Annotated in this window: 26 protein-coding genes; 10 read left to right on the top strand and 16 right to left on the bottom strand. The window is 71.5% G+C overall.

All coding sequences use genetic code 11. The features are described 5' to 3' along the window. Positions 1-48: 48 nt before the first annotated feature. The 6 genes from BEK98_RS14515 to BEK98_RS14490 form a co-directional block, all read right to left on the bottom strand. Positions 49-1572 (bottom strand): MFS transporter, encoded by a 1524-nt coding sequence (locus BEK98_RS14515; protein ID WP_094216910.1) that lies wholly within the window; start codon positions 1570-1572, stop codon positions 49-51. Continuing rightward, on the bottom strand, positions 1569-2117 hold the full coding sequence (locus BEK98_RS14510; protein ID WP_094216909.1) for a TetR/AcrR family transcriptional regulator: 549 nt from the start codon (positions 2115-2117) through the stop codon (positions 1569-1571). Before BEK98_RS14510 ends, BEK98_RS14515 begins: the two co-directional genes overlap by 4 nt. An 84-nt stretch (positions 2118-2201) precedes the next feature. Continuing rightward, positions 2202-3173 (bottom strand): aldo/keto reductase, encoded by a 972-nt coding sequence (locus BEK98_RS14505; RefSeq protein ID WP_094216908.1) that lies wholly within the window; start codon positions 3171-3173, stop codon positions 2202-2204. A 62-nt stretch (positions 3174-3235) separates the two neighbouring features. Further along, the gene (locus BEK98_RS14500; RefSeq protein WP_094216907.1) at positions 3236-4063 is read right to left on the bottom strand and encodes an alpha/beta fold hydrolase; all 828 of its coding nucleotides are present in this window, start codon (positions 4061-4063) and stop codon (positions 3236-3238) included. Between the two features lie 193 nt (positions 4064-4256). Further along, on the bottom strand, positions 4257-5687 hold the full coding sequence (gene argH / locus BEK98_RS14495; RefSeq protein WP_094216906.1) for an argininosuccinate lyase: 1431 nt from the start codon (positions 5685-5687) through the stop codon (positions 4257-4259). 56 nt (positions 5688-5743) lie between these two features. Then, a complete protein-coding gene (locus BEK98_RS14490; RefSeq protein WP_094216905.1) occupies positions 5744-6946 on the bottom strand; it encodes an argininosuccinate synthase in 1203 nt (400 codons plus the stop codon). A 168-nt stretch (positions 6947-7114) separates the two neighbouring features. Between BEK98_RS14490 and BEK98_RS14485 the strand changes: the two genes are divergently transcribed. The 3 genes from BEK98_RS14485 (at position 7115) to BEK98_RS14475 (ending at position 9417) form a co-directional block, all read left to right on the top strand. Further along, positions 7115-7987 carry a hypothetical protein gene (locus BEK98_RS14485; protein WP_208643105.1) on the top strand — a complete coding sequence of 291 codons (873 nt, stop codon included), beginning with the start codon at positions 7115-7117 and terminating at the stop codon, positions 7985-7987. Positions 7988-8124: 137 nt separating this feature from the next. Further along, positions 8125-8712 carry a pyridoxamine 5'-phosphate oxidase family protein gene (locus tag BEK98_RS14480; RefSeq protein ID WP_094216904.1) on the top strand — a complete coding sequence of 196 codons (588 nt, stop codon included), beginning with the start codon at positions 8125-8127 and terminating at the stop codon, positions 8710-8712. Positions 8713-8715: 3 nt separating this feature from the next. Further along, complete coding sequence (locus tag BEK98_RS14475; protein ID WP_094216903.1) at positions 8716-9417, top strand: L,D-transpeptidase family protein; 702 nt, start codon at positions 8716-8718, stop codon at positions 9415-9417. On the opposite strand, the gene BEK98_RS14470 is transcribed toward BEK98_RS14475, so the two are convergent. Beyond that, positions 9404-10885 (bottom strand): sensor histidine kinase, encoded by a 1482-nt coding sequence (locus BEK98_RS14470; protein ID WP_094216902.1) that lies wholly within the window; start codon positions 10883-10885, stop codon positions 9404-9406. The genes BEK98_RS14475 and BEK98_RS14470 overlap by 14 nt on opposite strands. Then, complete coding sequence (locus tag BEK98_RS14465) at positions 10882-11622, bottom strand: response regulator transcription factor (RefSeq protein WP_094216954.1); 741 nt, start codon at positions 11620-11622, stop codon at positions 10882-10884. The genes BEK98_RS14470 and BEK98_RS14465 overlap by 4 nt, the downstream gene beginning before the upstream one ends. A 153-nt stretch (positions 11623-11775) precedes the next feature. Here BEK98_RS14465 and BEK98_RS14460 point away from each other — a divergent pair, with 153 nt between their 5' ends. From BEK98_RS14460 to BEK98_RS14440, 5 genes are read left to right on the top strand one after another with little or no spacing between them, the layout of a single operon-like run. Then, positions 11776-13128: a ferredoxin reductase family protein gene (locus BEK98_RS14460; protein WP_094216901.1), complete on the top strand. Its 1353-nt coding sequence runs from the start codon at positions 11776-11778 to the stop codon at positions 13126-13128. An 8-nt stretch (positions 13129-13136) separates the two neighbouring features. Then, complete coding sequence (locus BEK98_RS14455) at positions 13137-13595, top strand: FMN-binding protein (protein ID WP_094216900.1); 459 nt, start codon at positions 13137-13139, stop codon at positions 13593-13595. A 59-nt stretch (positions 13596-13654) separates the two neighbouring features. After that, on the top strand, positions 13655-15037 hold the full coding sequence (locus tag BEK98_RS14450) for a ferredoxin reductase family protein (protein ID WP_167444159.1): 1383 nt from the start codon (positions 13655-13657) through the stop codon (positions 15035-15037). A gap of 16 nt (positions 15038-15053) precedes the next feature. Continuing rightward, the gene (locus tag BEK98_RS14445; RefSeq protein ID WP_208643104.1) at positions 15054-15869 is read left to right on the top strand and encodes an FMN-binding protein; all 816 of its coding nucleotides are present in this window, start codon (positions 15054-15056) and stop codon (positions 15867-15869) included. After that, entirely contained in the window at positions 15862-16665 is an 804-nt protein-coding gene (locus tag BEK98_RS14440) for an FAD:protein FMN transferase (RefSeq protein WP_244201857.1), read from the top strand. The genes BEK98_RS14445 and BEK98_RS14440 overlap by 8 nt, the downstream gene beginning before the upstream one ends. Positions 16666-16766: 101 nt before the next feature. Here BEK98_RS14440 and BEK98_RS48965 read toward each other — a convergent pair whose 3' ends face one another. Beyond that, entirely contained in the window at positions 16767-16964 is a 198-nt protein-coding gene (locus tag BEK98_RS48965) for a hypothetical protein (protein WP_167444158.1), read from the bottom strand. 86 nt (positions 16965-17050) lie between these two features. On the opposite strand from BEK98_RS48965, the gene BEK98_RS14430 reads away from it, so the two are divergent. After that, positions 17051-18886, top strand: coding sequence for an ABC transporter ATP-binding protein (locus BEK98_RS14430; protein ID WP_094216898.1), 1836 nt, complete (start codon positions 17051-17053; stop codon positions 18884-18886). Then, positions 18883-19770, top strand: a complete 888-nt coding sequence (locus BEK98_RS14425) for a serine/threonine-protein kinase (RefSeq protein WP_094216897.1) — start codon at positions 18883-18885, stop codon at positions 19768-19770. Before BEK98_RS14430 ends, BEK98_RS14425 begins: the two co-directional genes overlap by 4 nt. Positions 19771-19787: 17 nt before the next feature. On the opposite strand, the gene BEK98_RS14420 is transcribed toward BEK98_RS14425, so the two are convergent. From BEK98_RS14420 to argC, 7 genes are all read right to left on the bottom strand, one after another. Then, positions 19788-20564 (bottom strand): zf-HC2 domain-containing protein, encoded by a 777-nt coding sequence (locus BEK98_RS14420; protein WP_094216896.1) that lies wholly within the window; start codon positions 20562-20564, stop codon positions 19788-19790. Then, positions 20554-21141, bottom strand: coding sequence for an RNA polymerase sigma factor (locus BEK98_RS14415; protein ID WP_094216895.1), 588 nt, complete (start codon positions 21139-21141; stop codon positions 20554-20556). Before BEK98_RS14415 ends, BEK98_RS14420 begins: the two co-directional genes overlap by 11 nt. Positions 21142-21237: 96 nt before the next feature. Then, positions 21238-21783, bottom strand: a complete 546-nt coding sequence (locus BEK98_RS14410; protein ID WP_094216894.1) for an arginine repressor — start codon at positions 21781-21783, stop codon at positions 21238-21240. Between the two features lie 7 nt (positions 21784-21790). Next, positions 21791-23008: an acetylornithine transaminase gene (locus BEK98_RS14405; RefSeq protein ID WP_094216893.1), complete on the bottom strand. Its 1218-nt coding sequence runs from the start codon at positions 23006-23008 to the stop codon at positions 21791-21793. Further along, a complete protein-coding gene (gene argB / locus BEK98_RS14400; RefSeq protein ID WP_094216892.1) occupies positions 23005-23910 on the bottom strand; it encodes an acetylglutamate kinase in 906 nt (301 codons plus the stop codon). Before argB ends, BEK98_RS14405 begins: the two co-directional genes overlap by 4 nt. Continuing rightward, positions 23907-25058, bottom strand: coding sequence for a bifunctional glutamate N-acetyltransferase/amino-acid acetyltransferase ArgJ (gene argJ / locus BEK98_RS14395; RefSeq protein WP_094216891.1), 1152 nt, complete (start codon positions 25056-25058; stop codon positions 23907-23909). The genes argB and argJ overlap by 4 nt, the downstream gene beginning before the upstream one ends. Next, positions 25055-26083 (bottom strand): N-acetyl-gamma-glutamyl-phosphate reductase, encoded by a 1029-nt coding sequence (gene argC, locus BEK98_RS14390; RefSeq protein WP_094216890.1) that lies wholly within the window; start codon positions 26081-26083, stop codon positions 25055-25057. Before argC ends, argJ begins: the two co-directional genes overlap by 4 nt. Positions 26084-26102: the final 19 nt, after the last annotated feature.

The raw sequence follows: 26102 nt of genomic DNA, 5'->3' as shown, positions 1-26102 counted from the left end.
TGCGTGGGGGCTGATCGCGCAGTTCCCCGCGCCCCTGAGGTACTCGCCTTAACCGGCGCTTTCCAGTTTCTGCCCCTTCAGCAAAAACCATGCTGCCGCTGCCGTTGACAGCAGGACCGCTGCTCCTGCGCCGGAGGCCAGCTGCAGGCCGTGGACGAAGGATTCGCGGGCCGCTGTGAGCAGGGTCTCCGCCGTGTGCGGGGGCATGTTCGTCGAGGCCTGTACCGCCGCTCCCAGTGACTCGTGGGCCGCTGCCGGGGTTCCGGTCGGGCCCGTGAAGTCGCGGTAGACGCCGGTGACGATCGAGCCGAGCAGGGCGATGCCGAGGGCCGCGCCCAGTTCGTAGGCCGTCTCGGAGACCGCGGAGGCGGCGCCCGCCTGGTCCTTGGGCACGCTGGAGAGGATCACGTCGGCCGTCACCGTGAAGGAGAAGCCGGCGCCGATGCCGACGACCAGGAGCGCGGCCCCGAGGACCGGGTAGCCCGTCGACCGGCCCACCGTCGTGAGGACGGCGAGGGCGACGCCCACGGCGGCCAGACCGACCGAGACCACGGACCGTACCGAGAAGCGGCGGGCCGCGCGGCCCGCGACCAGGCCGGCCGCCACCGCGCCGACAGCGGCGGGCAGTTCGGCCAGACCCGCCTCGAAGGGGCTCCTGCCCTGGACGAGTTGCAGGTACTGGGAGAGGAAGAACACCAGGCCGGACATGCCCAGCACGGTCAGCAGGTCGGCGAGGACCGCTCCGCTGAAGCCGGGGCGCCGGAACAGGCGCATGTCCAGCAGCGGGGTCGGCATGGTGAGCTGGCGGTGCACGAAGCCGTAGAGGGCCGTCGCGCCCAGCAGGGCCGCGGCGAGCGTGGGCCAGGTGAAGCCGTGGGTGGCGGCCTCCTTGACCGCGTAGACCAGGGCGATCATGCCGACGAGCGACAGGACGACGCTGATCAGGTCCCAGGGGCCGGGGTTCGGGTTGCGGGACTCGGGCAGGGTGCGGATGCCGACGAGGACCAGGACCGCCATCACCGGCAGGTTGATGAGGAAGACCGAGCCCCACCAGAAGTGTTCGAGCAGGAACCCGCCGGCGATGGGGCCGACCGCCGTGCCGGCGGAGGCCGTGGCGCCCCAGATGCCGACGGCGAGGCTGCGCTCGCGCGCGTCGTGGAAGAGGTTGCGGATCAGGGCGAGGGTGGCGGGCATCAGGGTCGCGCCGGCGACGCCGAGCAGGGCCCGCGCCAGGATCATGAGTTCGGGGGTCGTCGCGTAGGCGTTCAGGACGGATATCGCGCCGAACGCCGTGGCGCCGACCAGCAGGATCCGCTTGCGGCCGATGCGGTCGCCGAGGCTGCCCATGGAGACCAGCAGACCGGCGATGACGAAGGAGTAGACGTCGCCGATCCACAGGAGCTGGGTGCCGGAGGGGTTGAGGTCTTCGCTGATGTAGGGGGTCGCGAGGCCGAGGACGGTGGCGTCGACGGCCACCAGCAGCACGGCCAGGACGAGGACGGAGAGCGCGAGCCAGCGGCCCGGGCGCTTCTCCACCTCCGCCGAGCGAGCCGGCTGCAGGGTGCTGGTCATGATTCCTCTCTCCGTAGTGCGCCGCCGAGCAGCAGCTCGGCGATCATGTGGGTGAAGTCCTTGGGGGCGACCCGGCCGTCGTGCATGGCCCAGGCACACGAGGCGATGAGGCCGTACAGCGCCTCGGTGAGCCAGACCGGGGTGAGATCGATGCGGAACTCGCCGCTCTGCTGACCGCGCACGAACACCGCGCCGATCCGCGTGTCGAGCCGCAGCCAGCCGGGGTCCCCGTCGGCTTCCCAGAGCTGGTTCTCTCCGTACAGGAAGGCGAGCAGCCCCGCTGCGGGCTGGATCTCGCGGACCATCCTGCGGACGGCTTCGCTCGCGGACCCCTCGTCCAGCCGGGCGCGGTCCAGCGCCGCCTCGCACTCCGCGATGCCGAGCGCCTCCAGCGCCCGTACGAGCGCGTCGCGCCCGGCGAAGTGACGGTGCAGCGTGGCCCGGCTGATCCCGGCGGCCTTGGCGACCTCGTCCATGGTCGCCGTGGACTTGCGGGTCAGCAGGGCGGCTGCGCTGCGCAGCACGTGGTCACGATCCAGGGCCATGAGACAAGAGTAGCCCATGTGAGACAATCTTGTCTCACATTAGGCATGCGTGACTCATAGGCGCTGGTCAGAGCAGGTGATCGGTCAGTGCCAGGGCAGCGATCCGCGCCGCTCCCAGTAGGTGTCCGGGTCTTCCACCAGCGTGGCGAGGCGGGTGAGCTGGTCCACGTCCAGGTCCACGACCGGGGCGTGGAGGTTGGAGGCGAGCTGGGTGACGGTCGCGGCGCCGGAGAGGACGACACCCACCCAGGGCCGGCGCAGGATCAGCGCGAGGGCGACGGCGTCGCAGCCGAGGTCGGTCTCCTCGGCCACGGCCTTCAGCACGTCCGGGGCGTGCGGTGCGGCGAGCCGGCCGTTGGCCATGCCCTCCTTGATGATCACGGTCAGTCCGGCGTCGTGCGCCTCGGCGAGCGCGGGCCCGGCCGAGGTCTCGAGGGCGTTGTACGTCGACTGGACGGTACGGAAGAGGGGCTCGCCCTCGACCCGCACGGCGAGGGCGGCGCGGATCGCGTCGGCCTGGGCGGGACCGCTGGTGGAGAAGCCGACGCTCAGGCCCTCGGCCGCGGCCTCGGCGAGTCTGGCGTGGAGTTCCTTGTCGGTGAGGGCCGGGCTGTCCGGGGTCACCGAGTGGATCTGGTAGAGGTCGAGCCGGTCGCCGAGCAGCGCGTCGGTCTCGGCGCGCTGGCGTTCGTACGTCGCCAGGCTGTGGTCCTTCACCTCGTGCTGCTCGGCGTCGGTGGACCAGCCCGCGGTGTAGGTGTAGCCCCACTTGCTGCCGACGACCACGTCGTCGATGTCCGGGCGGGCGTTCAGCCAGTCGGCGAGGAACTCCTCGGAGCGGCCGTAGGAGCGGGCGACGTCGAAGTAGCGCACGCCCTGGGCGTAGGCGGCGTCGAGCAGGTCATGGGTGCGGTCGCGCAGGGCGTCCACGGTGCGCTCGGCCGGGAGGTCGTCCTCCCGGCCGAGGTTGATGTAGCCCGGACGGCCGACGGCGGCCAGGCCGAGTCCGATGTGCGCGGTGGGTGTGGTCGCGGCGGCCAGGCGGCTGAACGGCATGCGAACTCCCTGCACGATCGGCGGAGGCTGATTCCGCACCAATCTACCCAGCCCGGTGCGGTTCAGCCCGTGCTGACGCAGCGCGGCACGAAGGCGGGGTCGGCCGGCCCCTTCCGCCCCAGGGCGTTGAGCACCCACTGCTCCACCAGTGGGGACTTGGGCGCCTGGTCGTGTTCGGTGATGTCGAGCGGGCAGCGGTCCTGGAGCAGCACGTTGGTCACCTGGGCGGCCGGGCCGTCGAGGAAAGCGCTGGTGTACGGCAGCACGACCTCGTCGTAGCGGGTGGCGATCGCCGTGTAGTCCGGGCCGACCGGGGTCTCGGGGTCCGAGTTGAGCTTCTTCAGGAAGTCCGAGCCCGCGGTCTGGTCGACGCAGGACGGGCACACGGTGGCGCCGGCCGCGAGGGCGAGCGGGTTCGAGGTGCCGTGGTTGGAGGGCACGATGCCGACGAGGTCGTCGACCTTGGTCGCGCCGCCGAGGAACTTCACGTAGTAGCGGGGCATCATGCCGCCCTGGCTGTGGCCGACGATGTCGACCTTCTTGGCGCCGGTCGCGCCGAGCACGGCGTTCACGAAGTCGCGCAGTTCGGCCGCGGAGTCCGGGATCGGGGCGGTCTCCAGATCGCCGTACTCGAAGGAGAAGACGCAGTAGCCGGCTTGCGCGAGCGCGGGCGAGAGGGTCAGCCAGTTCTCGTACGAGGTCTTGAAGGTGCCGTTGACCAGGACCACCGGCTGCGGGTGAGCGGAGTCCGGCTTGCAGGACCAGTCGTTGGCGCCGGGTGGCGGGGTGTCGGCTGCGCTCGCGGGGGCCGTGAGGCCGAGAGCGCAGAGCGCGGCCACCGCGGTGACGGCGAGGAGGCGGGCTGTCCGTCGTGTACGTCTCGCGCGCATGACGTCCCTTTCATGCTCGACTGTGATCGACCGGCGTTCGGCAATGCCGAACCGGTAACCGGAATAGTTACCTCCGGGTAGGCGAGCGTCAAGGTTTTGGACAGTGGCCGAATCCCATCTGTTATCGAGCGGTCCGGGCAGCACGAAGGGCCCGGACGGGGTGTCCGGGCCCTTCGTGCTCTGCTGCGGGTGCTCAGCCCTGCTTGGCCGTCGCCCACTCGTGCTGGGCCGCCACGTCCGCCTTGACCTCGGTGAGCTGGACGGCGACCGCGCTGGGTGCCGTACCGCCGCGGCCGTCGCGGGAGGCGAGGGCACCGGGGACGTTGAGGACCGTGCGGACCTCGGGGGTCAGGTGGGCGGAGATCTTCGCGAACTGCTCGTCGGTCAGCTCGTCCAGCTCCTTGCCGTCGGCCTCCGCGACCTTCACGCACTCCCCCGCGACCTCGTGGGCCACGCGGAACGGCACGCCCTGCTTGACCAGCCACTCGGCGATGTCGGTGGCGAGCGAGAAGCCGGCCGGGGCCAGCTCCTCCATGCGCTCGCGGTGCACCGTGAGCGTCGCCATCATGCCGGTGAAGGCCGGGAGCAGGACCTCCAGCTGGTCGATGGAGTCGAAGACCGGCTCCTTGTCCTCCTGCAGGTCGCGGTTGTACGCCAGCGGGAGGGCCTTGAGGGTGGCCATGAGGCCGGTCAGGTTGCCGATCAGGCGGCCCGACTTGCCGCGCGCCAGCTCGGCGATGTCCGGGTTCTTCTTCTGCGGCATGATCGACGAGCCCGTGGAGAAGGCGTCGTGCAGGGTCACGAAGGAGAACTCCTTCGTGTTCCAGATGATGATCTCCTCGGAGATCCGGGAGAGGTTGACGCCGATCATCGCGGTGATGAAGGCGAACTCGGCGACGAAGTCACGGGAGGCCGTGCCGTCGATGGAGTTGCCGACGCTGCCGTGCTCGAAGCCGAGGTCCTTGGCGACCGCCTCCGGGTCCAGGCCGAGGGAGGAGCCCGCGAGGGCGCCGGAGCCGTACGGCGACACGGCCGTCCGCTCGTCCCACTGGCGCAGCCGTTCGGCGTCCCGGGACAGGGACTGGACGTGCGCCAGGACATGGTGGGCGAAGAGCACCGGCTGGGCGTGCTGGAGGTGGGTGCGGCCGGGCATGGCCACGTCCGGGTGGGCCTCGGCGAGGCCGATCAGCGCGTCCTGGAGGTCGGCGATCAGGCCGCCGACGATACGGGCGTGGTCCCGCAGGTACATCCGGAAGAGGGTCGCCACCTGGTCGTTCCTCGACCGGCCGGCGCGCAGCTTGCCGCCGAGGTCCGGGCCGAGGCGCTCCAGCAGGCCCCGCTCCAGGGCGGTGTGGACGTCCTCGTCGGCGATGGTGCCGACGAAGGAGCCGTCGGCCACGTCCGCTTCCAGTTGGTCGAGTCCGGCGATCATGCGGGTCAGCTCGTCCTCGGAGAGCAGCCCCGCCTTGTGCAGCACGCGCGCGTGGGCGCGTGAACCGGCGATGTCGTAGGGCGCGAGCCGCCAGTCGAAGTGGACGGACGCGGACAGCTTCGCCAGGGCCTCGGCGGGACCGTCGGCGAAACGGCCGCCCCAGAGCCGTACGTCACCGCTGTTGCTGCTCACTTGCGCTGCTCCTAGAGAAGTGTGGGTTTACGAACCGTAGCTACGCGAGGTCTACGTCAGGCTCCGCCTGCAAGATCACGGCGCGCGGCGATCTTCGACGACAGGCTGTAGATGTCGATGAAGCCCTTGGCCGCGGCCTGGTCGAAGGTGTCGCCGGTGTCGTAGGTGGCGAGGTTGAAGTCGTACAGGGACGAGTCCGAGCGCCGGCCGGTGACGACCGCGCGGCCGCCGTGCAGGGTCATCCGGATGTCGCCGGAGACGTGCTGGTTGGCCTCGTTGATGAAGCCCTCCAGGGCGCGCTTGAGCGGGGAGAACCACTGGCCGTCGTAGACCAGCTCGCCCCAGCGCTGCTCGACCTGCCGCTTGTAGCGGGCCAGCTCGCGCTCGACGGTGACGCTCTCCAGCTCCTGGTGGGCGGTGATCAGGGCGATCGCGCCCGGAGCCTCGTAGACCTCACGGGACTTGATGCCGACCAGCCGGTCCTCGACCATGTCGATCCGGCCGATGCCCTGGGCGCCGGCGCGCTCGTTGAGCTGCTGGATGGCCTGCAGGACGGTGACGGGCTTGCCGTCGATGGCGACCGGGACGCCCTCCTTGAAGGTGATGATCACCTCGTCGGCCTCGCGCGCCACGGCCGGGTTCTGCGTGTACTCGTAGATGTCCTCGATCGGGGCGTTCCAGATGTCCTCCAGGAAGCCCGTCTCGACCGCGCGCCCGAAGACGTTCTGGTCGATGGAGTACGGGGACTTCTTGGTGGTGGCGATCGGGAGCTGCTTCTCCTCGCAGAAGGCGATGGCCTTGTCCCGGGTCATCGCGTAGTCGCGGACCGGGGCGATGCACTTCAGGTCGGGGGCGAGGGCGACGATGCCGGCCTCGAAGCGGACCTGGTCGTTGCCCTTGCCGGTGCAGCCGTGGGCGACCGTGGTGGCGCCGTGCTTCTGGGCGGCGGCGACCAGGTGCTTGACGATCGTCGGCCGGGAGAGTGCGGAGACCAGCGGGTAGCGGTCCATGTAGAGGGCGTTGGCCTTGATCGCCGGGAGGCAGTACTCGTCGGCGAACTCGTCCTTGGCGTCGGCGACCTCGGCCTCGACGGCACCGCAGGCGAGGGCGCGCTTGCGGATGACGTCCAGGTCCTCGCCGCCCTGGCCGACGTCCACCGCGACGGCGATGACCTCGGCGCCCGTTTCCTCGGCGATCCAGCCGATGGCGACGGAGGTGTCCAGACCGCCCGAATAGGCGAGTACGACGCGCTCGGTCACGGGTTTCTCCTCACACTGCACTTGCTGACATGCATGAGTATGCAGACCTATGCATGATTCGTCAATTCTCGGAACCCTTGAACAACTGAAACCGCTTTCTCGTACTTCCCACCGAACGCTGGCGCCGCGTTGATCACAACCCACTCCTGACCCAAGTGAGGCAGTCGCATGTCCAGGGCACTTCCGAAGTACAACAAGCGTCGCGTGGCGATCATCGGCGGCGCTGCCGCAGTGGTGCTCTCCGGCGCGGTGATCGCCGGTTCGGCCCTCGCCGGGACGCCCGCCAAGAGCAACGGCGCCACCGACGCCCGCACCCTCGCCAGTCCCGGCACGATCACCTGCCCCGACGTGAAGTCGAAGCTGCCCGCGATTCCGGCCTCCGCCCAGGCCGAGGTCGACCGCAACCTGGCCCTCCTCCAGACCCAGATCCAGGAGGCCAACACGCGGCTGAAGAACACCGTGGGACAGGGCGGGCCCAACTTCGTCAACAACGCGATCCTCGGCCCGCTCAAGGACAAGCGCGTCTCCACCATCGACCGCATCGCCATCTCCATCGGCCGCAAGGGGACCAAGCCGACGGGGCTGGACGCGCTGGCGCCGTGCACCCTGAACGCGGGCGGGGGCGCGAACACGGGCGGGGCCGGCGGCACGAACGCGGGCGGCGGCCAGGCGCCCGCCACCGCCACCCCGAGCACCGCGGCGAACCAGCAGTCGGGCGGTGGGGCCGCCGCGGGTGGCAGCGCGGCGGTGGGCACGATCTCCTGCCCGGACGTGGCCTCCAAGCTGCCGGCCGTCCCGGCCTCCGCGAAGGCCGAGGTCGACCGCAACCTGGCCCTCCTCCAGACCCAGATCCAGGAGGCCAACACGCGGCTGAAGAACACCGTGGGACAGGGCGGGCCCAACTTCGTCAACAACGCGATCCTCGGCCCGCTGAAGGACAAGCGCGTCTCCACCATCGACCGCATCGCCATCTCCATCGGCCGCACCTCGGCCAAGCCGACCGGCCTGGACTCGCTGGCCGCCTGCACGCTCACCAAGTGAGGTGACAGGCAGCCGTGGCCGCCCCGTGGGACAGCGCCGGCCGGGGCGGCCGCGGTGGATCCGGCCGAGCAGATCCAACAGAGCGGATCCGGTAATTCCTTAGACGGGCGAACGACTTTCCTCAATAATCGTTAGACATGGGAAAGACCTATGAGCGCATAGACGGCAGGCTCCGGACGTTCATCGAGGAGCAGCCAATCTTCTTCACCGCGACCGCGCCGCTCGCCGGCGACGGCACGGTCAACCTCTCCCCCAAGGGCCTCAAGGGCTCGTTCGTGGTGCTGGACGAACTCACCCTGGCCTACCTGGACTTCGCCGGGTCCAACGCGGAGACCATCGCGCATCTGCGGGAGAACGGCCGGATCACCCTCATGTGGTGCGCCTTCCAGGGCCCGCCGAACATCGTGCGGGTGCACGGCCGGGGCGAGGCGGTCTTCCGGGACGACCCGCGCTTCCGGGACCTGCTCGCCCGCTTCCCGGACATCGACCCGAACCTGCACGGCCTGCGCGCGGTCATCGTCGTCCACGCCGAACTGGTGCGGGACAGCTGTGGATACGCCGTCCCCCACATGGCCTACGAGGAGGACCGCGACCTGCACGCCAAGCGGTTCGCCCGCGAGAACGACGAGTCGCTGAGCGCCTACTTCACCAAGAAGGAGCACATCGCGACGAGCCTGGACGGCCTACCCGGGCTGCCGTTGCCGCTCCCGCCCTCTACCGTCTGAGCCATGCGCCCAGGTGTCGTCGTCGCCCTCGTGTCCGCGTCCCTCTGCCTGCTCGGCTTCACGCCCGGGCCGGGGCCGGTGCCGTTGCCCGCGCGGATGGCGGACACCGGGGGCGGCACCCAGCTGATCACCGCCCGGGCACCGGGCACCGGCTCGACCTCCGGCACGGTCACCTGGTGGGACCTGCGGGACGGGCAGTGGGTGCAGGCCGGGTCCGCTCCGGCGCGGTTCGGGGCGAAGGGCCTGGTGGAAGGGCAGTCACGGAAGCAGGGGACGAACACCACGCCGACCGGTCTGTACCGCCTTCCGTTCGCCTTCGGGATCAAGGGGGCGCCGAGCGGGACGCGGGTCGCGTACCGGGCGGTGAAGGCGAGTTCCTGGTGGTGCGAGGACGTCGGCTCCACCGCGTACAACCGCTGGGTGGATCCGCTGCCGGCCGACTGCCGCGCCTCGGAGTCCGAGCGGCTGAACGACTACGGGACGCAGTACGCGTACGGGCTGGTCATCGGGTTCAACTACGACCGGCCGGTGCGCGGACGCGGTGCCGGGATCTTCCTGCACGTCAACGGGAAGGCGGCCACGGCCGGCTGTGTCTCCGTCCCCGAGGACGCGATGCGGCGGATCCTGAAGTGGGCTGACCCCGGCAGGAAACCGCACATCGCGATCGGCACCGTGGACGGCGCCACGGCCATCACCCGTTACTGACCTCGCCCGACGGCAGCCGTACGGTGAACGTCGTCGCCCCCGGCCCGCTCTCCAGCCCGACGCTCCCGCCGTGCGCCTCGACGACCGCCGCCACGATGGACAGGCCGAGGCCGGCTCCGCCGCCGGAGGCGTCCTGGCGGCGGCGGTGTTCCGCGCGGGTGAAGCGCTCGAAGACGCCCGGCTGGACGTCCTCGGGGACGCCGGGGCCGTCGTCGTGGACCGAGAGGCGGGCCGAGCCGTCCTCGGTCTCCAGGGTCACCGTCACCTTCGTGCCCACGGGTGTGTGCAGACGCGCGTTGGCCAACAGGTTGGCCAGCACCTGTTGCAGACGGTGGGTGTCGCCCGTGACCGTGACCGGTTCCTCCGGGAGGTCCAGGGTCCAGCGGTGCTCGGGGCCCGCGGCCCGGGCGTCCGTCACCGCGTCCAGGACCAGGTGGGTCAGGTCGACGGGGCGGCGCTCCAGCGGGCGGCCCGCGTCGAGGCGGGCCAGCAGGAGCAGGTCGTCGACCATGTCGCCCATGCGGGAGGACTCGGCGGCGATGCGCTCCAGGGCGCGGGTCACCTCCGGTGGGACCGGACCCGGGTGCAGGAGGGCCAGCTCGGCGTGGCCGCGGACCGAGGCGACCGGGGTGCGCAGTTCATGGCTGGCGTCGGCGGCGAAGCGGCGCAGCCGCTCCTCGCTGGCGTGGCGCTTGGTCAGGGCGTCCTCGACGTGGCCCAGCATGCGGTTGAAGGCGGCCGACACCCGGCCGACCTCGCTGCGGGAGTCGGGTTCCGGGGCCCGGGGCGGCAGGGCCACCTCGCCGCTGGCGAGCGGGAGTTCGCTGACCCGGGTGGCGGTCGCCGCCACCCTGCTCAGCGGGCGCAGCGACCAGCGGACCCAGCCGGCCCCGGCCACGCCGGTCGCCACCAGGGCCAGGCCGAAGACGATGCCGGCCACCAGTTCCAGGCGGTGGACGGCGGCCTGGACCGGCTCCAGCGGCAGGCCGACGATCAGGACGTCCTTGTCCCGGCCCGGGGTGGCGACGACCCGGTAGTCGTCCAGGGCGGAGAGGTCGACGGTGTGGGGCCTGCCGTCGGCAGGGACGGCGGCCAGCCGCTTCCGGTCCCTGGCGGTCAGGTCCACGCTCAGGTCCGCGGACGGGTCGCCGGAGCGGATGAGGCCCATGTTGGTGACCTCGCCGTTCAGCAGCCGGGCGCCGAAGGTGCCGGTGGCCAGGCGGCGGGTGTCGCCGTGCTCGTCGCCGTCGTGATCGTCGGGCATGCGGCCGTGGTGCTCCAGGCTCTCCGGGAACCGGGTGCCGACCTGGGTGAGCTGTTCGTCGAGGCGCTGGGTGAGGAAGCCGTTCAGTTCGACGACCGCGGCCAGTCCCACGGCGGCGCAGCTCACCGCGAGCAGCACCACCAGCCCGACGGTGAGACGGGCGCGCAGGGTGCGCGGGCGGGGCAGGCGTCGTACGGACCTCACCGGGCCACCGGCTTCAGGACGTAGCCCGCGCCACGGACCGTGTGGATCATGGGCTCGCGGCCCGCGTCCACCTTCTTGCGCAGGTAGGAGATGTACAGCTCGACGACGTGGGCCCGGCCGCCGAAGTCGTAGGACCAGACCCGGTCGAGGATCTGCGCCTTGCTCAGCACCCGGCGCGGGTTGCGCATCAGGAAGCGGAGGAGTTCGAACTCGGTCGGCGAGAGTTCGATCAGCTCGCCGCTGCGGGTCACCTCGCGGGCCTCCTCGTCCATGACCAGGTCGCCCACGGTCAGCCGGGGCCCCTCCTCCAGCTGGCGGGCCATGCCCGCGCGGCGCAGCAGTCCGCGCAGCCGGGCGACCACCTCCTCCAGGCTGAAGGGCTTGGTGACGTAGTCGTCGCCGCCCGCCGTGATGCCGGCGATGCGGTCCTCGACCGCGTCCCGTGCGGTGAGGAAGAGCACACAGACGTCCGGCTTCACCTCGTGCAGGCGGCGCAGCACGGCGAAGCCGTCGGTGTCCGGGAGCATCACGTCCAGGACGACGGCGTCGGGCAGCAGCTCGCGCGCGGCGGTGACCGCGGCGGCGCCGTCGCCGGCCGCGCGCACCTCCCAGCCCTCGTAGCGCAGGGCGCCGGTGAGCACCTCGGCGAGGTCGGGGTCGTCGTCGACGACGAGGACGCGCAGCGGAGTGCCGTCGGGTCGGGTGAGGGCCGGGCGGCCGGAGCGGGTGGTGTTCATCGCGTCTACCAGCATCGCTCGTGCGCGGGGCGGCCGGCCGCCCGGGCGGCTCTGAGTTTCCTCTGAGTCGGCTGGGTACGGCGCCGCTCAGAGCAGTCTCAGAGGTTCGGACCGCACAGTGGCCTGGCACGACGGACGAAGGGACGACCATTCATGACCACCGTGGACGCGGGGCGGGCGGCCCCGCCCCGGCCCCTGACCGCGCGGCGCTCCCCCGCGGGGCCCGTGCTGGCCGTGCTGTGGGCGGGAGCGGCCGCCGTGGTCGCGCTCTGGTGGGCGGACACGGGAGCCGTGGTCGGTGCGGCGGGCTGGCTGACCGGGGCCGGGCGGATCGCCGGGCTGCTGTGCGGGTACGCCTGCGCGGTGCTGGTCGGTCTGATGGCGCGGGTGCCGCTGCTGGAGGTGCGGATCGGCTCCGACCGGGTGGCGCGCTGGCACGCGATGGCCGGCCGGTACACCGTCTGCCTGCTCGTCGCGCACATCGCGCTGATCCTGGGTGGGTACGCCGCCCAGGACCGGGCCTCGCTGTGGCACGAGGCCGTCACCGTCGTGCTGGACTACCCGGAGATGCTCAAGGCCACCGCCGGCACGGTGATCCTCTTCGCGGTCGGCGTCACCTCGGTACGGGCCGCGCGCCGCCGCACGAGCTACGAGTTCTGGTACTACGTCCACCTCCTCACCTACGCGGCCGTCTTCCTCGCCTTCGGGCACCAGCTGGCGCTGGGCGAGGAGTTCAACGGCAAGCCGGTGGCCACCGCCGTCTGGTACGCGCTGTACCTCGGGGTGACGGCCCTGGTGCTGTGGTTCCGGGTGCTCGCCCCGGTCCGGCTCAACCGGCGGCACCGGCTGCGGGTGGAGTCGGTGCAGAAGGAGGCACCAGGCGTGTACTCGGTCGTCGTGCGCGGGCGGCACCTGGACGAGCTGGGCGCGCGGCCGGGACAGTTCTTCCGCTGGCGGTTCCTCGGCGAGGGCATGGGCTGGACGTCGACGCCGTACTCCCTGTCGGCGCCGCCGCGCCCGGACCTGCTGCGGATCACGGTCAAGGCGCTGGGCGACCACAGCGCGGCCGTGGCGCTGCTGCGGCCGGGCACCCGGGTGTGGGCGGAGGGCCCGTACGGCTCCCTGACCGCGGAGCGGGCCACCGGGCAGCGGTCCCTGCTGATCGCGGCCGGTGTCGGCGTCACCCCGCTGCGGGCGCTGTTCGAGACGCTGCCCGGCGAGGTCACCCTGCTCTACCGGGCGCGCAGTGCCGAGGACCTGGCGCTGGGCGGCGAGCTGGAGGCGATAGCCCGCTGGCGCGGCGCGCAGGTGCTGTACGCGCTCAACGGGCCGCGCGGGGAGCGGCCGAGCATCACGGCCGAGTCGCTGCGGGCGACCTTCCCGGGGCTCACCGACCACGACGTCTACATCTGCGGTCCGCACGGCTTCGCCCAGGACGTGTACGGCGCGCTGCGGGCGGCCGGGGTCCCGGACCGTCGTATCCACCACGAGTCGTTCGAGCTGTGAGGCCTTCTGTGCACGCGTTGAAGAAGAACCGCCCGCTCCGCCGCATCGTGCTGGCGAGTGCGGCCACCGTCTCCGGGATGGTGCTGCTGCTGTCGCTGAAGCCGCACACGAGCCCCACGCTGGCGACGGCCAGCACCAAGTCACCCACGACGTCGAGCAGTTCGAGCCCGACGGCCGGTTCCAGCTCGGGGACCAAGTCCATCACCGGCGACACCGTCCAGACCCGGTGGGGCCCGGTCCAGGTGCGGGTGACCATCAAGAGCGGCACGCTCACGGACGTCACGGCCGTCAGCTACCCGCAGGACAACCCGCGCGACCAGGAGATCAACAGCTACGCCCTGCCCCAGCTGCGGCGTGAGGCCCTGGCCGCCCAGAGCGCGCAGATCGACACGGTCTCGGGGGCCACCTACACCAGTGACGGTTACCGCCAGTCACTCCAGTCCGCCCTCGACTCGGCAGGCCTCTGAACACTCAGCGCATGCGGCACGTATCTGTGGGCCAAGGGTCAAGTCCCCACGGAGGAACCGTGACCACCACGCTCGCAGGCGGACGTGCCGCCCGCCGCCAGACGATGCGCCGCATCCGCCCGCGCCGCTCCCCGGCCGTACCGCTGCTGCTCGCGGTCGGGGCGGGCGCGGTGGGCGTGCTGTGGCTCTGGTGGCACAACACCCCGTCCATCGCCGACGACAACGGCAAGATCCTCAATGCCGGCCGGATCACCGGCCTGCTGGCCGGCTACCTGATGGCGCTGGTCGTGCTCCAGATGGCGCGCGTACCGGCGCTGGAGAGGCGCGTCGGCTCCGACCGGGTGGCCCGCTGGCACGCGATGAGCGGCCGCTACACGCTCTCCCTGATCGTCGCGCACGTCTTCCTCACCATGTGGGGGTACGCGCTCCAGGCGGGCAAGTCGCTCGGCGACATCGTCCAGCAGACCATCGACTCCATCAACCAGCTGCCGGACATGGGCAAGGCCGCCATCGGCACGGGTCTGTTCGTGGTCATCGGCCTGACGTCGATCGGCCCGGTCCGCCGCCGGCTGCCGTACGACACCTGGTACCACGTCCACCTGCTCACGTACGCGGCCGTGTTCCTGACGTTCTGGCACCAGATCACCTCCGGCAACGACTTCGCGGTCGAGCCGACCGCCAAGACCTTCTGGTACGGGCTCTACGGCACCGTCACCGCGCTCGTGGTCTGGTACCGGATCCTCACCCCGCTCCGGCTGAACCTCCGTCACCGTATGCACGTGGCAGCCGTGATCGAGGAGACGCCGGGCATCGTGTCCGTGCTGATCGGCGGCCGCAAGCTGCACCGGATGGGCGCGGAGGCGGGCCAGTTCTTCCGCTGGCGGTTCCTCGCCCCCGGGATGCGGTTCAGCTCGCACCCGTACTCGCTGTCGGCTGCGCCCCGCCCCGACATGCTGCGGATCACGGTGAAGGCGATCGGCGACCACAGCGCCCGGCTGCGCGAACTCACGCCCGGCACCCGGGTGTGGGCGGAGGGCCCGTACGGCGCGCTCACCGCCCAGCGGCGCAGCAAGGGCAAGGTGCTGCTGGTCGCGGGCGGGGTCGGCATCACGCCGATGCGGGCGCTGTTCGAGACGCTGCCCGGCGCGTCCGGTGACATCACCCTGCTCTACCGGGCCAACACCACCCAGGACCTGGCCCTGTGGGGCGAGCTGGCCGCGATCGCCAAGGAGCGCGGCGCCCGGCTGATGTACGCGGTCAACAGCCCCGAGGGCGAGCGGCCGGACATCTCGGCGGAGAACCTCCAGCGGAAGATCCCGGACATCGATCACCACGATGTCTTCATGTGCGGCCCGCCCGGGTTCGCGCAGTCGGTGTACGAGGCACTGCGCGGCGCGGGAGTCCCCGCACGGCGTATCCACCACGAGTCGTTCGAGATGTGAGCGGGAGCTGCAAGCGATGAGGAAGAGCCACCCCATTCGGCGCGTCGTGCTGGCCACCGCCGCCACCGTGTCCGGTGTCGTGCTGCTGCTGTCGCTGAAACCCGCCTCGGACCCGGCGGCCGCGTCGGCCGCGGGCGCGGCACCGCAGCAGACGGCGGCGGCGCAGGAGGCGCCGCAGGGCGGTCAGCAGGGCGGAGCGCAGGATGCCGGGGCGTCCGCCGGCACGGTGACCGGAGACGCGGCGCAGACCCAGTACGGGGCCGTGCAGGTACGGCTGACCGTCGCGAACGGCAAGATCACCAAGGCGGAGGCGGTCCAGGCGCCCAAGGGCGGACTCAGCGACCAGAAGACCGCGCTCGCCGTGCCCAAGCTCAACCAGGAGGCCGTGGCGGCGCAGAGTGCGCAGATCGACGCGGTGTCCGGGGCGACGTACACGAGCACGGGGTACAAGAAGTCACTGCAGTCGGCGCTGGACAAGATGAAGGCGTCGTCCGGGTCGTCTTCAGGGTCGTCTCCCGGCTCGTCCTCCGGCTCCTCCTCCGGATCGGGCGCGGCCCAGGCCCGTACCGTCACCGGCAAGGCGGTCCAGACCCAGTACGGCACGGTCCAGGTCCGGATCACGGTCAGCGACGGGAAGATCACCAAGGCGGACGCGGTCCAGGCGCCCAAGGGCGGACTCAGCGACCAGAAGACCGCGCTCGCCGTGCCCAAGCTCAACCAGGAGGCCGTGGCGGCCGGGACCGCGAACATCGACGCCGTCTCCGGGGCCACCTACACCAGCACCGGCTACAAGCAGTCGCTGCAGTCGGCGCTGGACCAGGCCGGTGGCTGACACGGTGGCCGAGTCGGCTGAAGCTCCCGCCGCGGTGCGTCATGCGGAGGAGGTCATGGGGACCGTCTTCTCCTTCGACGTCCGCGGCGGGGAACCCCGTGCGGTACTGCAGGCCTTGGCGGAGGCGGTCGCGGGCCTGCACCGCGTCGACGCGCTCTTCTCCACCTACCGCGAGGACAGCGAGGTCTCGCAGCTGGCCCGCGGCGAGCTGACCGTGGCGCAGTGCGCTCCCGAGGTGGCCGAGGTGCTGGAGCTTGCGGCCGAGGCGGAGCGGGTGAGCGACGGGTGGTTCAGCACCCGGTACCGCGGGTCGCTGGATCCGACCGGGATCGTGAAGGGCTGGTCGGCGGAGCGGGCGGCGCGGCTGCTGGCGGCGGTGGACGGGGTGTGCGGGGTCAGCGTGAACGGGGGCGGTGACGTCCAGCTGCTGGGCGCGCCGGAGCCGCAGCGGCCATGGCGGGTCGGGGTGTCGGATCCGCTGCGCCCCGGTGGGCTGGCGGCGGTGATCTCGGCGGCCGGAGTGGACGAGCTGTCGGTGGCGACCTCCGGTACGGCGGAGCGGGGCGACCACATCGTGGATCCGCGTACCGGCAGGTCAGCGGTGACGGACCTGGTGGCGGTGACCGTGGTGGGGCCCCGGCTGACGTGGGTGGACTGCTGGGCCACGGCGGCGTTCGCGATGGGGTCGAGGGCCGGGCTCGCGTGGCTGGAGTCGCTGCCGGACGTGGAGGCGTTGCTGATCACGGCGGGTGACGAGGTGCGGTGCACCGGAGGGCTGGCGGCGCGGCTCGGCTGAACTTCGGCCCCGAGAGTAAGGAATTTTTGACGTTTCTACCAAGTTGCCCCTATTACGCCATCCAACTTCCGCGTTGGGACGTATCCCCTGTGGGGCAAGTTTCAGGAGGAACGCATATGGCCATCTTCAGCAGTCTGATGCCTGCGAAGCGCCACGACCACGGCGGTGACTCGTCGGGCCACGGTTCTTCGGGGCACGGCGACCGTCACGACCACGGCGACCATGGCGACCACGGTGGCCGTCACGGCGACCACGGTGACCACGGCGACCACGGTGACCACGGCGGTCACGGCGGTCACGGCGGCTACTGATCACACTCGGAGGCTGAGCGGACCGGATTCGGAAGGACCCGGTCCGTTTCGCCGATCTCCGAGGAACGCATGCCATGGCGCGTGTTCTGGGACGGTTGCTCTCGGTGGGCGAGACGTCCGACGCCGTGGTGCCGGCCGCGCCCCCGGTGCCCCTGCGCGAGGTGTTCCGGCGGTTCTGGCCGTACACCCGCGGTGGCCGGCGCTGGCTCGTGCCCATCCTGCTCTTCAGCCTGATCGGCCCCGTCGTCGACGCCGGGGAGATCTGGCTGTTCAAGATCGTGGTGGACGATGTGCTCGTCCCCCGCGATCTGCGACCGCTCCTGTGGATCGCGCCCACCTACCTGGGGCTCATCGTCGGTTCCGGCGTGCTGGGCTTCGCCGACGACCTGACATCCACCTGGGTCGGCGAAGGCTTCCTGCTCAGGCTTCGCTCCGATGTGTTCCGGCACGTCCAAGGGCTGTCGCTCGGATTCTTCGAACGGCGGCGGCTCGGGGACGTGCTGTCGCGTGTCACGGGCGATGTCGACGCGGTCGAGACGTTCCTGCTCTCCGGGGTGGCGGACGCCGTCTACTACGTGATCAGCCTGGGCGTGTACCTCGGCCTGCTGCTCTACCTCCAGTGGGATCTCACCCTCCTCGCCCTCGTCATCGTGCCGCTGTTCTGGGGCACGGCCCGGCACTTCTCCAAGCTGATCAAGGCGGCCTCGCGGGAGCGCAGGCGCCGTAGCGGCTCGCTCAGCGCGATCGCCGAGGAGTCGCTGGGCAACGTCGCGCTGGTGCAGGCGTACAACCGGCAGGGGTGGGAGGAGCAGCGGTTCGAGCGGGAGAACATCGGCAAGTTCCGGGCGGCGATGGCCTCGGCGCGGATCCGTGGCGTCTACGGACCGATCGTCGACGTCATCGAGGTGTCCGGCGGCCTCGCGGTCATGGGTCTGGGCACCTGGAAGCTGGCCCAGGGCCAGCTCACGCTGGGCGGGCTGCTGGTCTTCCTGGCGCTGATCGGCAAGCTCTACAGCCCGGTCCGCAGCCTGTCCCGCCTCGGCACCACCTTCTACGCTGCGTCCGCCTCGGCGGAACGGATCATCGAGCTGCTGGACCAGCGGCCGCAGGTGACCGAGGCCCCCGGTGCCCGGCGGATCGGCAGGGCACGCGGTGACGTGGAGTTCGACGGCGTCTGGTTCCGCTATCCCGATACCGCGTCCTGGGCGCTGTCGGACGTGTCCTTCCATGTGGCACCCGGCGAGACGCTGGCGCTGGTCGGGGCCAGCGGGGCCGGCAAGTCGACCGTCGCGAAGCTGCAGTTGCGCTTCTACGACCCGGACCGGGGAGCGGTCCGCCTCGACGGGACCGATCTGCGCACCCTGCGCCTGTCCGACGTACGGGAGAACGTCGCGGTGGTGCTGCAGGAGACGCTCGTCTTCCACGGCACCGTGCGGGAGAACATCGCCTACGGCCGGCCGGAGGCGACCGAGGCGGACATCGTCGCGGCGGCCCGCGCCGCGGACGCGCACGAGTTCATCGAGGCGCTGCCGGAGGGTTACGACACGCTGGTCGGCCAGCGCGGCCGGACGCTCTCCGGCGGACAGTGCCAGCGCCTGGCCATCGCCCGCGCGATGATCAGAAACGCGCCCGTGCTTCTGCTGGACGAGCCGACCACCGGGCTCGACGTCCGGTCCGGCCGGCGGATCATGGACCCGCTGCGCCGGCTCATGGCCGGGCGGACGACCGTCGTCATCTCCCACAACCTGCTGACCGTCCGCGACGCCACGCACATCGCGGTGCTGGACGGCGGCCGGGTGGTCGAGCACGGCACCCACGACGACCTGCTGCGGCGCGGCGGGACCTACGCCCGGCTGCACCGGCTGCACGCCATGACCGGGGCCGCGCCGCACGGGAGGGTCCTGTCGTGAGCGACTCCGCCCCGCCCTCCCTCGCACCGGGTGCGAGACCGGCCCCGGGCTATGAGGTCCTGGCGCATCTGACGCGCACCGGCTGGCTCGACGTCTACGACGCCTGGAGCGAGGAGCGGGCCTGCCGTTGTGTGATCAAGCTGGTGCGTCCCGACCGCCTGGACGAGGACCCGCTGCGCGAGCGGCTGCTGCGGGAGGGCCGGTGGCTGCGCGAGTTCACCCATCCCCACCTGGTGCGCGCCTACGAGACCTTCGAGTCGCCCGAGCCGCTCGTCGTCCTGGAGACCCTGACCGGTGAGACGCTGTCCCACCTGATCGGCCGGCTGCCGCGGCGGCCGACCGCGGCCGACGTGGCGCTCCTCGGGGTGCAGTTGTGTTCCGCGGTCCACTACCTGCACGGACAGGGCCTGCTGCACCTGGACCTCAAGCCGTCCAACGTGGTGGTGGACTGCGGTCATGCGAAGGTGCTGGACCTGAGCGTCGCCCGGCCGCCCGGTGACGCACCCGCGGGCTTGGGCACGTTCTGCTATCTCGCTCCGGAGCAGGCCCGCGGCGGGCCGCTCACGGCCGCGGCCGACGTGTGGGGGATCGGCATCACGCTGTACGAGGTCGCCTGCGGTGACGTGCCGTTCGACTGCGGAGGGACCGTGGACGAGCCCTACGAGTCCTGCGACTCCTACGACGGGGAGCGGGCGGATCGCTATCCGCAGCTGGAGCGGAGCGCCCCTTCGATCACGGCCCGGCGGCGTCTGCCGACCGCCCTCGCCGCCGCCGTCGACGGCTGTCTGCGCGCCGACCCGGCGTCCCGGCCCACCGTCGCCGAGCTGGCCGCCGCCCTCGACGCGACGTCACCCGGCCCACGGGCTCTCATCACCCACCCCTGAGGCCGCCTGGGCCGGGTTCAATCCACATCGGGGGTCTGGACCTGACCGACCTGCAGGTCGGCCGTGGCGAGGACGGTGCCGTCGGAGGAGGTCAGGCGGGCGCCCGAGATCGCCGAGGGGTCGACGGGGGTCGACGCGGCCCAGTTGCCGTGCCCGTTGCGCAGGGCGAAGTCGCCGACGTGGGTGGTGGTGCCGTCCGGATGCTCCAGGAGACAGGCCACCTTGCCGGTGTACGAGGCGTGGGAACCGGTGAGAGCGACGGACATGGCGACCCAGCCGGGGGGCCCGGGGTGGGCGTAGACCTCGCCGGCCGGCTGCTCGGCCCCGAGGGGCGAGGTCAGGTCGCCGACCAGCACGGGCTCGCTCTCGACCGCGGGGACCGGCGTGGCCGTGATCGCCTCGACGGCGGTGCTGATCCCCCAGCCGGCGAATCCGCAGGCGATGGCGAGGGCGGCCACGGCGGACGCCATACGCAGCCGGACCCGGCGGGCGCGGCCACGGACACCCTTGTGCTCGGGTGCCGACGGGTGCGCGTGCGGGCGGCCCTCGGGCGCGGTCGCGGCGCGGGTCAGTGCGCGCGACACCCGGGTCTCGAACCCGGTCGGCGGCTCGGCCGGCGGCAGCAGGCCGATCAGCCGGTCGCCGACGAGGGTCATGTGCTCGACGTACTCCCGGCAGTCCGCGCACTGCTCCAGATGCTCGACCGCTTCGGCCCGCTGACGCCCGGACAGCACGCCGAGTGCCAGCTCGGCGCCGTTCTCCCGGAGCCTCTCGCAGGTCACGTCACTGGCCATGGTCGCCTCGCTTCGGAGACGTGAGCGTGTTCCGCAGCTTTGCCATCGCGGTTCTGATCCGCGTCTTGGCGGTCCCCAGCGGGATCTTCTCCCAGTCGGCGATCTGCTGGGCCGTCATTCCGTAGATGCCCGCCATCACCAGGGCACGTCCCTGTTCCCGTGGCAGTTCCGCCACGGCGGCCCGCAGCCGGGCCGAGGCCTCGTCGGCCAGCGCCCACTGCTCGGGCGTCTCGCTGACGACGTCGAGGAGCACGTCGAGATCCTCCGGCGCCATCGGCTCGCTCCGCCGGGAACGAAGGGCGTCCACAGCGAGGTTGTGCGCGATCGTCGTCAGCCAGGTCGCCACCGAGCCACGGCGCGGGTCGTAGATCTGGGCATGACGCCACGCGCGCTCGAACGTCTGCTGGGCGATGTCCTCGGCGAGCTGTGGGTCCCCGGTGACGGCGATGGCGACACCGAAGACCGTGTGCTGGAACCTCCGTACAAAGGTGGCGGCGAGTTCCGGATCACCGGTGGCCAGCCCGGACAGCAGAGCCTCGTCCGGGAGCCGGCCCACCGGGAACCGAATCCCCTGCATACCTCCATATACGGTCCGCCCCCGCCAGGAGATTGCCCGTCCTTCGCGGCGGAAGATCACATTCCCATTGTCCGCCCGTCCCCCGGGCGGCGCCCGTCAGTGACCGTTCTGGGCCAGCCGCAGCAGATGGTCCGCCAGCGCCTGCCCGCCGGTGGGATCCCGGCTGATCAGCAGCAGCGTGTCGTCGCCCGCGATGGTGCCGAGGATGTCGTGCAGTTCGGCCTGGTCGATGGCCGAGGCGAGGAACTGGGCGGCCCCCGGAGGGGTGCGCAGAACCACGAGGTTGGCGGAGGCCTCGGCAGAGATCAGCAGCTCCTGGGACAGGCGCCGCATCCGCTCCTCCTTCGCCGACTCCCCCAGCGGAGCGCGCGGCGTGCGGAAGCCGCCCTCGCTCGGCACCGCGTAGATCAGGTCGCCGTCGTTGTTGCGGATCTTGACGGCGTTCAGCTCGTCGAGGTCCCGCGACAGCGTCGCCTGGGTCACGCTCAGCCCGTCGTCGGCGAGCAGCTTCGCCAGCTGGCTCTGCGACCGCACCGGCTGCCGGTTGAGGATGTCCACGATCCGGCGGTGCCGTGCGGTGCGGGTCTGCGGCACGGCCGGCCCGGCACCCGCCGCCTGCTCGTGGTCCTGCGCCTGGCTCATCGTCGTCTCATTCTCCGGATCGTCCGTCCCCATCCGCTGGGTCCGCTGTGCCGAGGATGCCGGGCAGCGCCTCGAGGAAGGCGCCTGTCTCGGCGTCGCTCAGGTTCAGCGGCGGCATCAGCCGTACGACGTCGGGAGCGGGCGCGTTCACCAGGAACCCGGCCTCCTGGGCCGCCTGCTGCACCTGCGCTGCGAACGGCCCGGTGAGCACGATACCCAGCAGGAGGCCCGCACCCCGGACATAATCGATCAACGGGTGGCCGAGCGCCTCGATTCCCTCGCGCAGGGCGCCGCTCTGCCGCTTCACGTTCTCCAGCAGCCCCTCGTCCGCGATGGTGTCGAGGACGGCGAGCCCCGCGGCGCAGGCGACCGGGTTGCCGCCGAAGGTCGTACCGTGCTGGCCGGGCTGGAGCAGTTCGGCGGCCCGCCCGAAGGCCACGGTGGCGCCGAGCGGCAGCCCGCCGCCGAGCCCCTTGGCGAGCGTGACGACGTCGGGCAGGACGCCCTCGTGGGCCTGGTACTCGAACCAGTTCCCGGTCCGGCCGATGCCGGTCTGCACCTCGTCCAGGACGAGCAGCGCCCCGGTGGCCGCGGTGATCGCCCGGGCCGCCTTCAGGTACCCGGAGGGGGGCACCACGACCCCGTTCTCGCCCTGGATCGGCTCGATGATGACGAGCGCCGTCTCCTCCGTGACCGCCGCGGCCAGCGCCTGGGCGTCGCCGTACGGCACGTGGGTGACCTCGCCGGGCAGCGGCAGGAACGGCGCCTGCTTGCCGGGCTGGCCGGTGAGCGCGAGGGCGCCCATGGTCCGGCCGTGGAAGCCGCCGGTGGTCGCCACCATGTGGGTGCGCCCGGTCAGCCGGCCGATCTTGAACGCGCCCTCGTTGGCCTCGGCACCCGAGTTGCAGAAGAAGACCTTGCCGTCCCGGCCGAAGACCTGCAGGAGGCGTTCGGCGAGGGCGACCGGCGGCTCGGCGATGAACAGGTTGGAGACATGGCCGAGGGAGGCGATCTGCTTGCTGACGGCCTCGACGACCGCGGGGTGGGCGTGGCCGAGCGCGTTGACCGCGATACCGCCGACGAAGTCCAGGTACTGCCTGCCGTCGGCGTCCCACAGCTTGGTGCCCGCACCGCGCACGAGGGGCAGTCGCGGGGTGCCGTAGTTGTTCATCAGCGCGCCCTGCCAGCGCGCGGTCAGCTCGGCGTTGGTCGCGGTGCCCGTCATGACTGTTCCCCCTCGGCTTCGTCGGGCACGACCATCGTGCCGATGCCCTCGTCGGTGAAGATCTCCAGCAGGATCGAGTGCTGGACCCGGCCGTCGATGACGCGGGCGGTGGTGACGCCGTTGCGCACGGCGTGCAGGCAGCCCTCCATCTTCGGCACCATGCCGGAGGACAGCTCCGGCAGCAGTTTCTCCAGCTGGGTCGCGGTGAGGCGGCTGATCACCTCGTCGCTGTTCGGCCAGTCCTCGTAGAGGCCCTCGACGTCGGTGAGGACCATGAGGGTCTCGGCCCCCAGTGCCGCAGCGAGTGCCGCAGCCGCCGTATCAGCATTGACGTTGTAGACATGTCCGTCGTCCTGGGATCGGGCGATCGACGACACGACCGGGATGCGGCCGTCGGCCAGCAGGGCCTCGATCGCGCCCGTGTCGATCGCGGTGATCTCGCCGACCCGCCCGATGTCGACCAGTTCGCCGTCGATCTCGGGCTGGTGCCTGGTGGCGGTGATGGTGTGGGCGTCCTCGCCGGTCAGGCCCACGGCGAGCGGGCCGTGCTGGTTGAGCAGCCCGACCAGCTCGCGCTGCACCTGTCCGGCCAGCACCATCCGTACGACGTCCATGGCGTCCTCGGTGGTGACCCTGAGGCCCGCCCTGAACTCGCTGACGATGCCGTGCCGGTCGAGGGCGGCGCTGATCTGGGGGCCGCCGCCGTGCACCACGACCGGCTTGAGGCCGGCGTGCCGCAGGAAGACGACGTCCTGGGCGAAGGCCGACTTCAGCTCCTCGTTCACCATGGCGTTGCCGCCGAACTTGATGACGACGATCTTGCCGTGGTGCCGGGTCAGCCAGGGCAGCGCCTCGATGAGGATCTGGGCTTTCGGCAGGGCCGTGTGCTTACGAGTGCTCATGACGAGTAGGCGCTGTTCTCGTGGACGTAGTCGGCGGTGAGGTCGTTGGTCCAGATGGTGGCGGTCTCGGCACCGGCCGCGAGGTCGGCGACGATGTGCACCTCGCGGTAGCGCATGTCGACCAGCTCGCGGTCCTCGCCGACCGAACCGTTCTTGCACACCCAGACGCCGTTGATGGCGACGTTGAGCTGGTCGGGTTCGAAGGCGGCGCTCGTGGTGCCGATCGCGGAGAGCACGCGGCCCCAGTTGGGGTCCTCGCCGTGGATCGCGCACTTGAGGAGGTTGTTGCGGGCGATGGAGCGGCCCACCTCGACGGCGTCGTCCTCGGTCGCGGCGTTGATCACCTCGACCTTGATGTCCTTGCTGGCGCCCTCGGCGTCACCGATGAGCTGCCGGCCGAGGTCGTCGCAGACCTGGCGTACGGCCTCGGCGAACGCGTCGTACTCCGGGGTGATGCCGGAGGCACCGGAGGCGAGCAGGAGCACCGTGTCGTTGGTGGACATGCAGCCGTCGGAGTCGACGCGGTCGAAGGTGGTGCGCGTCGCGGCGCGCAGCGCCCGGTCCAGCACCTCGTCGTCGAGGTCGGCGTCGGTGGTGAGCACGACCAGCATGGTGGCCAGGCCCGGTGCGAGCATGCCCGCGCCCTTGGCCATGCCGCCGACGGTCCAGCCGTTCCGGGTCGCCACGGACGTCTTGTGGACGGTGTCGGTGGTCTTGATGGCGATGGCGGCCTTCTCGCCGCCGTGCTCGCTCAGGGACCCGGCCGCCGTCTCCACTCCCTTGAGGACCTTGTCCATGGGCAGCAGCACGCCGATGAGTCCGGTGGAGCAGACGGCGACCTCGATGGCGCCCCGGCCGAGCACCTCGGCGACCTTCTCGGCGGTGGCGTGCGTGTCCTGGAAGCCCTTGGGGCCCGTACAGGCGTTGGCGCCGCCGGAGTTGAGGACCACGGCCGAGACCTGGCCGCCCCCCAGGACCTGCTCGGACCAGAGCACCGGCGCGGCCTTCACACGGTTGGAGGTGAAGACGCCCGCGGCGGCACGGCGCGGCCCGTCGTTGACCACGAGGGCCAGGTCGGGGTTGCCGTTCTCCTTGATCCCGGCGGCGATGCCCGCCGCCTGGAATCCCTTGGCTGCCGTGACACTCACGGTGCGACTCCGATCGTGGAAAGTCCCGTGGTCTCGTCGAGACCCAGGGCGATGTTCATGCTCTGTACGGCACCGCCCGCGGTGCCCTTGGTCAGGTTGTCGATGGCGCTGATCGCGATGATGCGGCCCACCGCCGCGTCGTACGCGACCTGCACCTGAACGGCGTTGGAACCGTAGACGGACGCCGTCGCGGGCCACTGTCCCTCGGGGAGCAGGTGGACGAACGGCTCGTCGGCGTAGGCCTTCTCGTAGGCGGCGCGCACGGACTCGCCGGTGACCCCGTCCCGGGCGGACGCGCTGCAGGTGGCGAGGATGCCGCGGGGCATCGGCGCGAGGGTCGGCGTGAAGGAGACGGAGATCCGCTCCCCGGCCACCCCGCTGAGGTTCTGGATCATCTCGGGGGTGTGCCGGTGGCCGCCGCCGACGCCGTACGGCGACATGGAGCCCATGACCTCGCTGCCGAGCAGGTGGGGCTTGGGCGCCTTACCCGCGCCGGAGGTGCCGGACGCGGCGACGATCACCGCCTCGGGCTCGGCGAGGCCGGCCGCGTAGGCCGGGAACAGGGCGAGGGAGACGGCGGTCGGGTAGCAACCGGGCACCGCGATGCGCTTGGACCCCTCCAGCGCGGCGCGGGCGCCCGGAAGTTCGGGGAGGCCGTAGGGCCAGGTGCCGGCGTGCGGGGAGCCGTAGAACGTCTCCCAGTCGGCCGGGTCCTTGAGCCGGAAGTCGGCGCCCATGTCGACCACAAGGACGTCCGGGCCGAGCTGCTCGGCGACGGCGGCGGACTGCCCGTGGGGCAGCGCCAGGAAGACGACGTCGTGCCCGGCGAGGGCCTCGGCCGTGGTCTCCGTCAGCACCCGGTCGGCCAGCGGCAGCAGATGCGGCTGGAGTGCGCCGAGCCGCTGGCCGGCGTTGGAGTTGCCGGTCAGGGCACCGATCTCGACCTCGGGGTGCGCGAGGAGCAGGCGCAGGACCTCTCCGCCCGCGTACCCGCTCGCTCCGGCCACCGCCGCACGTACCGCCATGTCCATCCTCCTCTGGATG

Source organism: Streptomyces diastatochromogenes (genome assembly GCF_002242805.1).
In the GTDB taxonomy this organism is placed as follows: domain Bacteria; phylum Actinomycetota; class Actinomycetes; order Streptomycetales; family Streptomycetaceae; genus Streptomyces; species Streptomyces diastatochromogenes.
Note: the sequence above shows the minus strand (reverse complement) of the source record. Positions and strands in the feature narration are given on the sequence as shown.

Coding starts and splice junctions, on each gene's coding strand:
- BEK98_RS14515 (WP_094216910.1), bottom strand. CDS start 1,572: ATGACCAGCACCCTGCAGCCGGCTCGCTCGGCGGAGGTGGAGAAGCGC.
- BEK98_RS14510 (WP_094216909.1), bottom strand. CDS start 2,117: ATGGCCCTGGATCGTGACCACGTGCTGCGCAGCGCAGCCGCCCTGCTG.
- BEK98_RS14505 (WP_094216908.1), bottom strand. CDS start 3,173: ATGCCGTTCAGCCGCCTGGCCGCCGCGACCACACCCACCGCGCACATC.
- BEK98_RS14500 (WP_094216907.1), bottom strand. CDS start 4,063: ATGCGCGCGAGACGTACACGACGGACAGCCCGCCTCCTCGCCGTCACC.
- BEK98_RS14485 (WP_208643105.1), top strand. CDS start 7,115: ATGTCCAGGGCACTTCCGAAGTACAACAAGCGTCGCGTGGCGATCATC.
- BEK98_RS14480 (WP_094216904.1), top strand. CDS start 8,125: ATGGGAAAGACCTATGAGCGCATAGACGGCAGGCTCCGGACGTTCATC.
- BEK98_RS14475 (WP_094216903.1), top strand. CDS start 8,716: ATGCGCCCAGGTGTCGTCGTCGCCCTCGTGTCCGCGTCCCTCTGCCTG.
- BEK98_RS14465 (WP_094216954.1), bottom strand. CDS start 11,622: ATGAACACCACCCGCTCCGGCCGCCCGGCCCTCACCCGACCCGACGGC.
- BEK98_RS14460 (WP_094216901.1), top strand. CDS start 11,776: ATGACCACCGTGGACGCGGGGCGGGCGGCCCCGCCCCGGCCCCTGACC.
- BEK98_RS14445 (WP_208643104.1), top strand. CDS start 15,054: ATGAGGAAGAGCCACCCCATTCGGCGCGTCGTGCTGGCCACCGCCGCC.
- BEK98_RS14430 (WP_094216898.1), top strand. CDS start 17,051: ATGGCGCGTGTTCTGGGACGGTTGCTCTCGGTGGGCGAGACGTCCGAC.
- BEK98_RS14420 (WP_094216896.1), bottom strand. CDS start 20,564: ATGGCCAGTGACGTGACCTGCGAGAGGCTCCGGGAGAACGGCGCCGAG.
- BEK98_RS14415 (WP_094216895.1), bottom strand. CDS start 21,141: ATGCAGGGGATTCGGTTCCCGGTGGGCCGGCTCCCGGACGAGGCTCTG.
- BEK98_RS14410 (WP_094216894.1), bottom strand. CDS start 21,783: ATGAGCCAGGCGCAGGACCACGAGCAGGCGGCGGGTGCCGGGCCGGCC.
- BEK98_RS14405 (WP_094216893.1), bottom strand. CDS start 23,008: ATGACGGGCACCGCGACCAACGCCGAGCTGACCGCGCGCTGGCAGGGC.
- argB (WP_094216892.1), bottom strand. CDS start 23,910: ATGAGCACTCGTAAGCACACGGCCCTGCCGAAAGCCCAGATCCTCATC.
- argC (WP_094216890.1), bottom strand. CDS start 26,083: ATGGCGGTACGTGCGGCGGTGGCCGGAGCGAGCGGGTACGCGGGCGGA.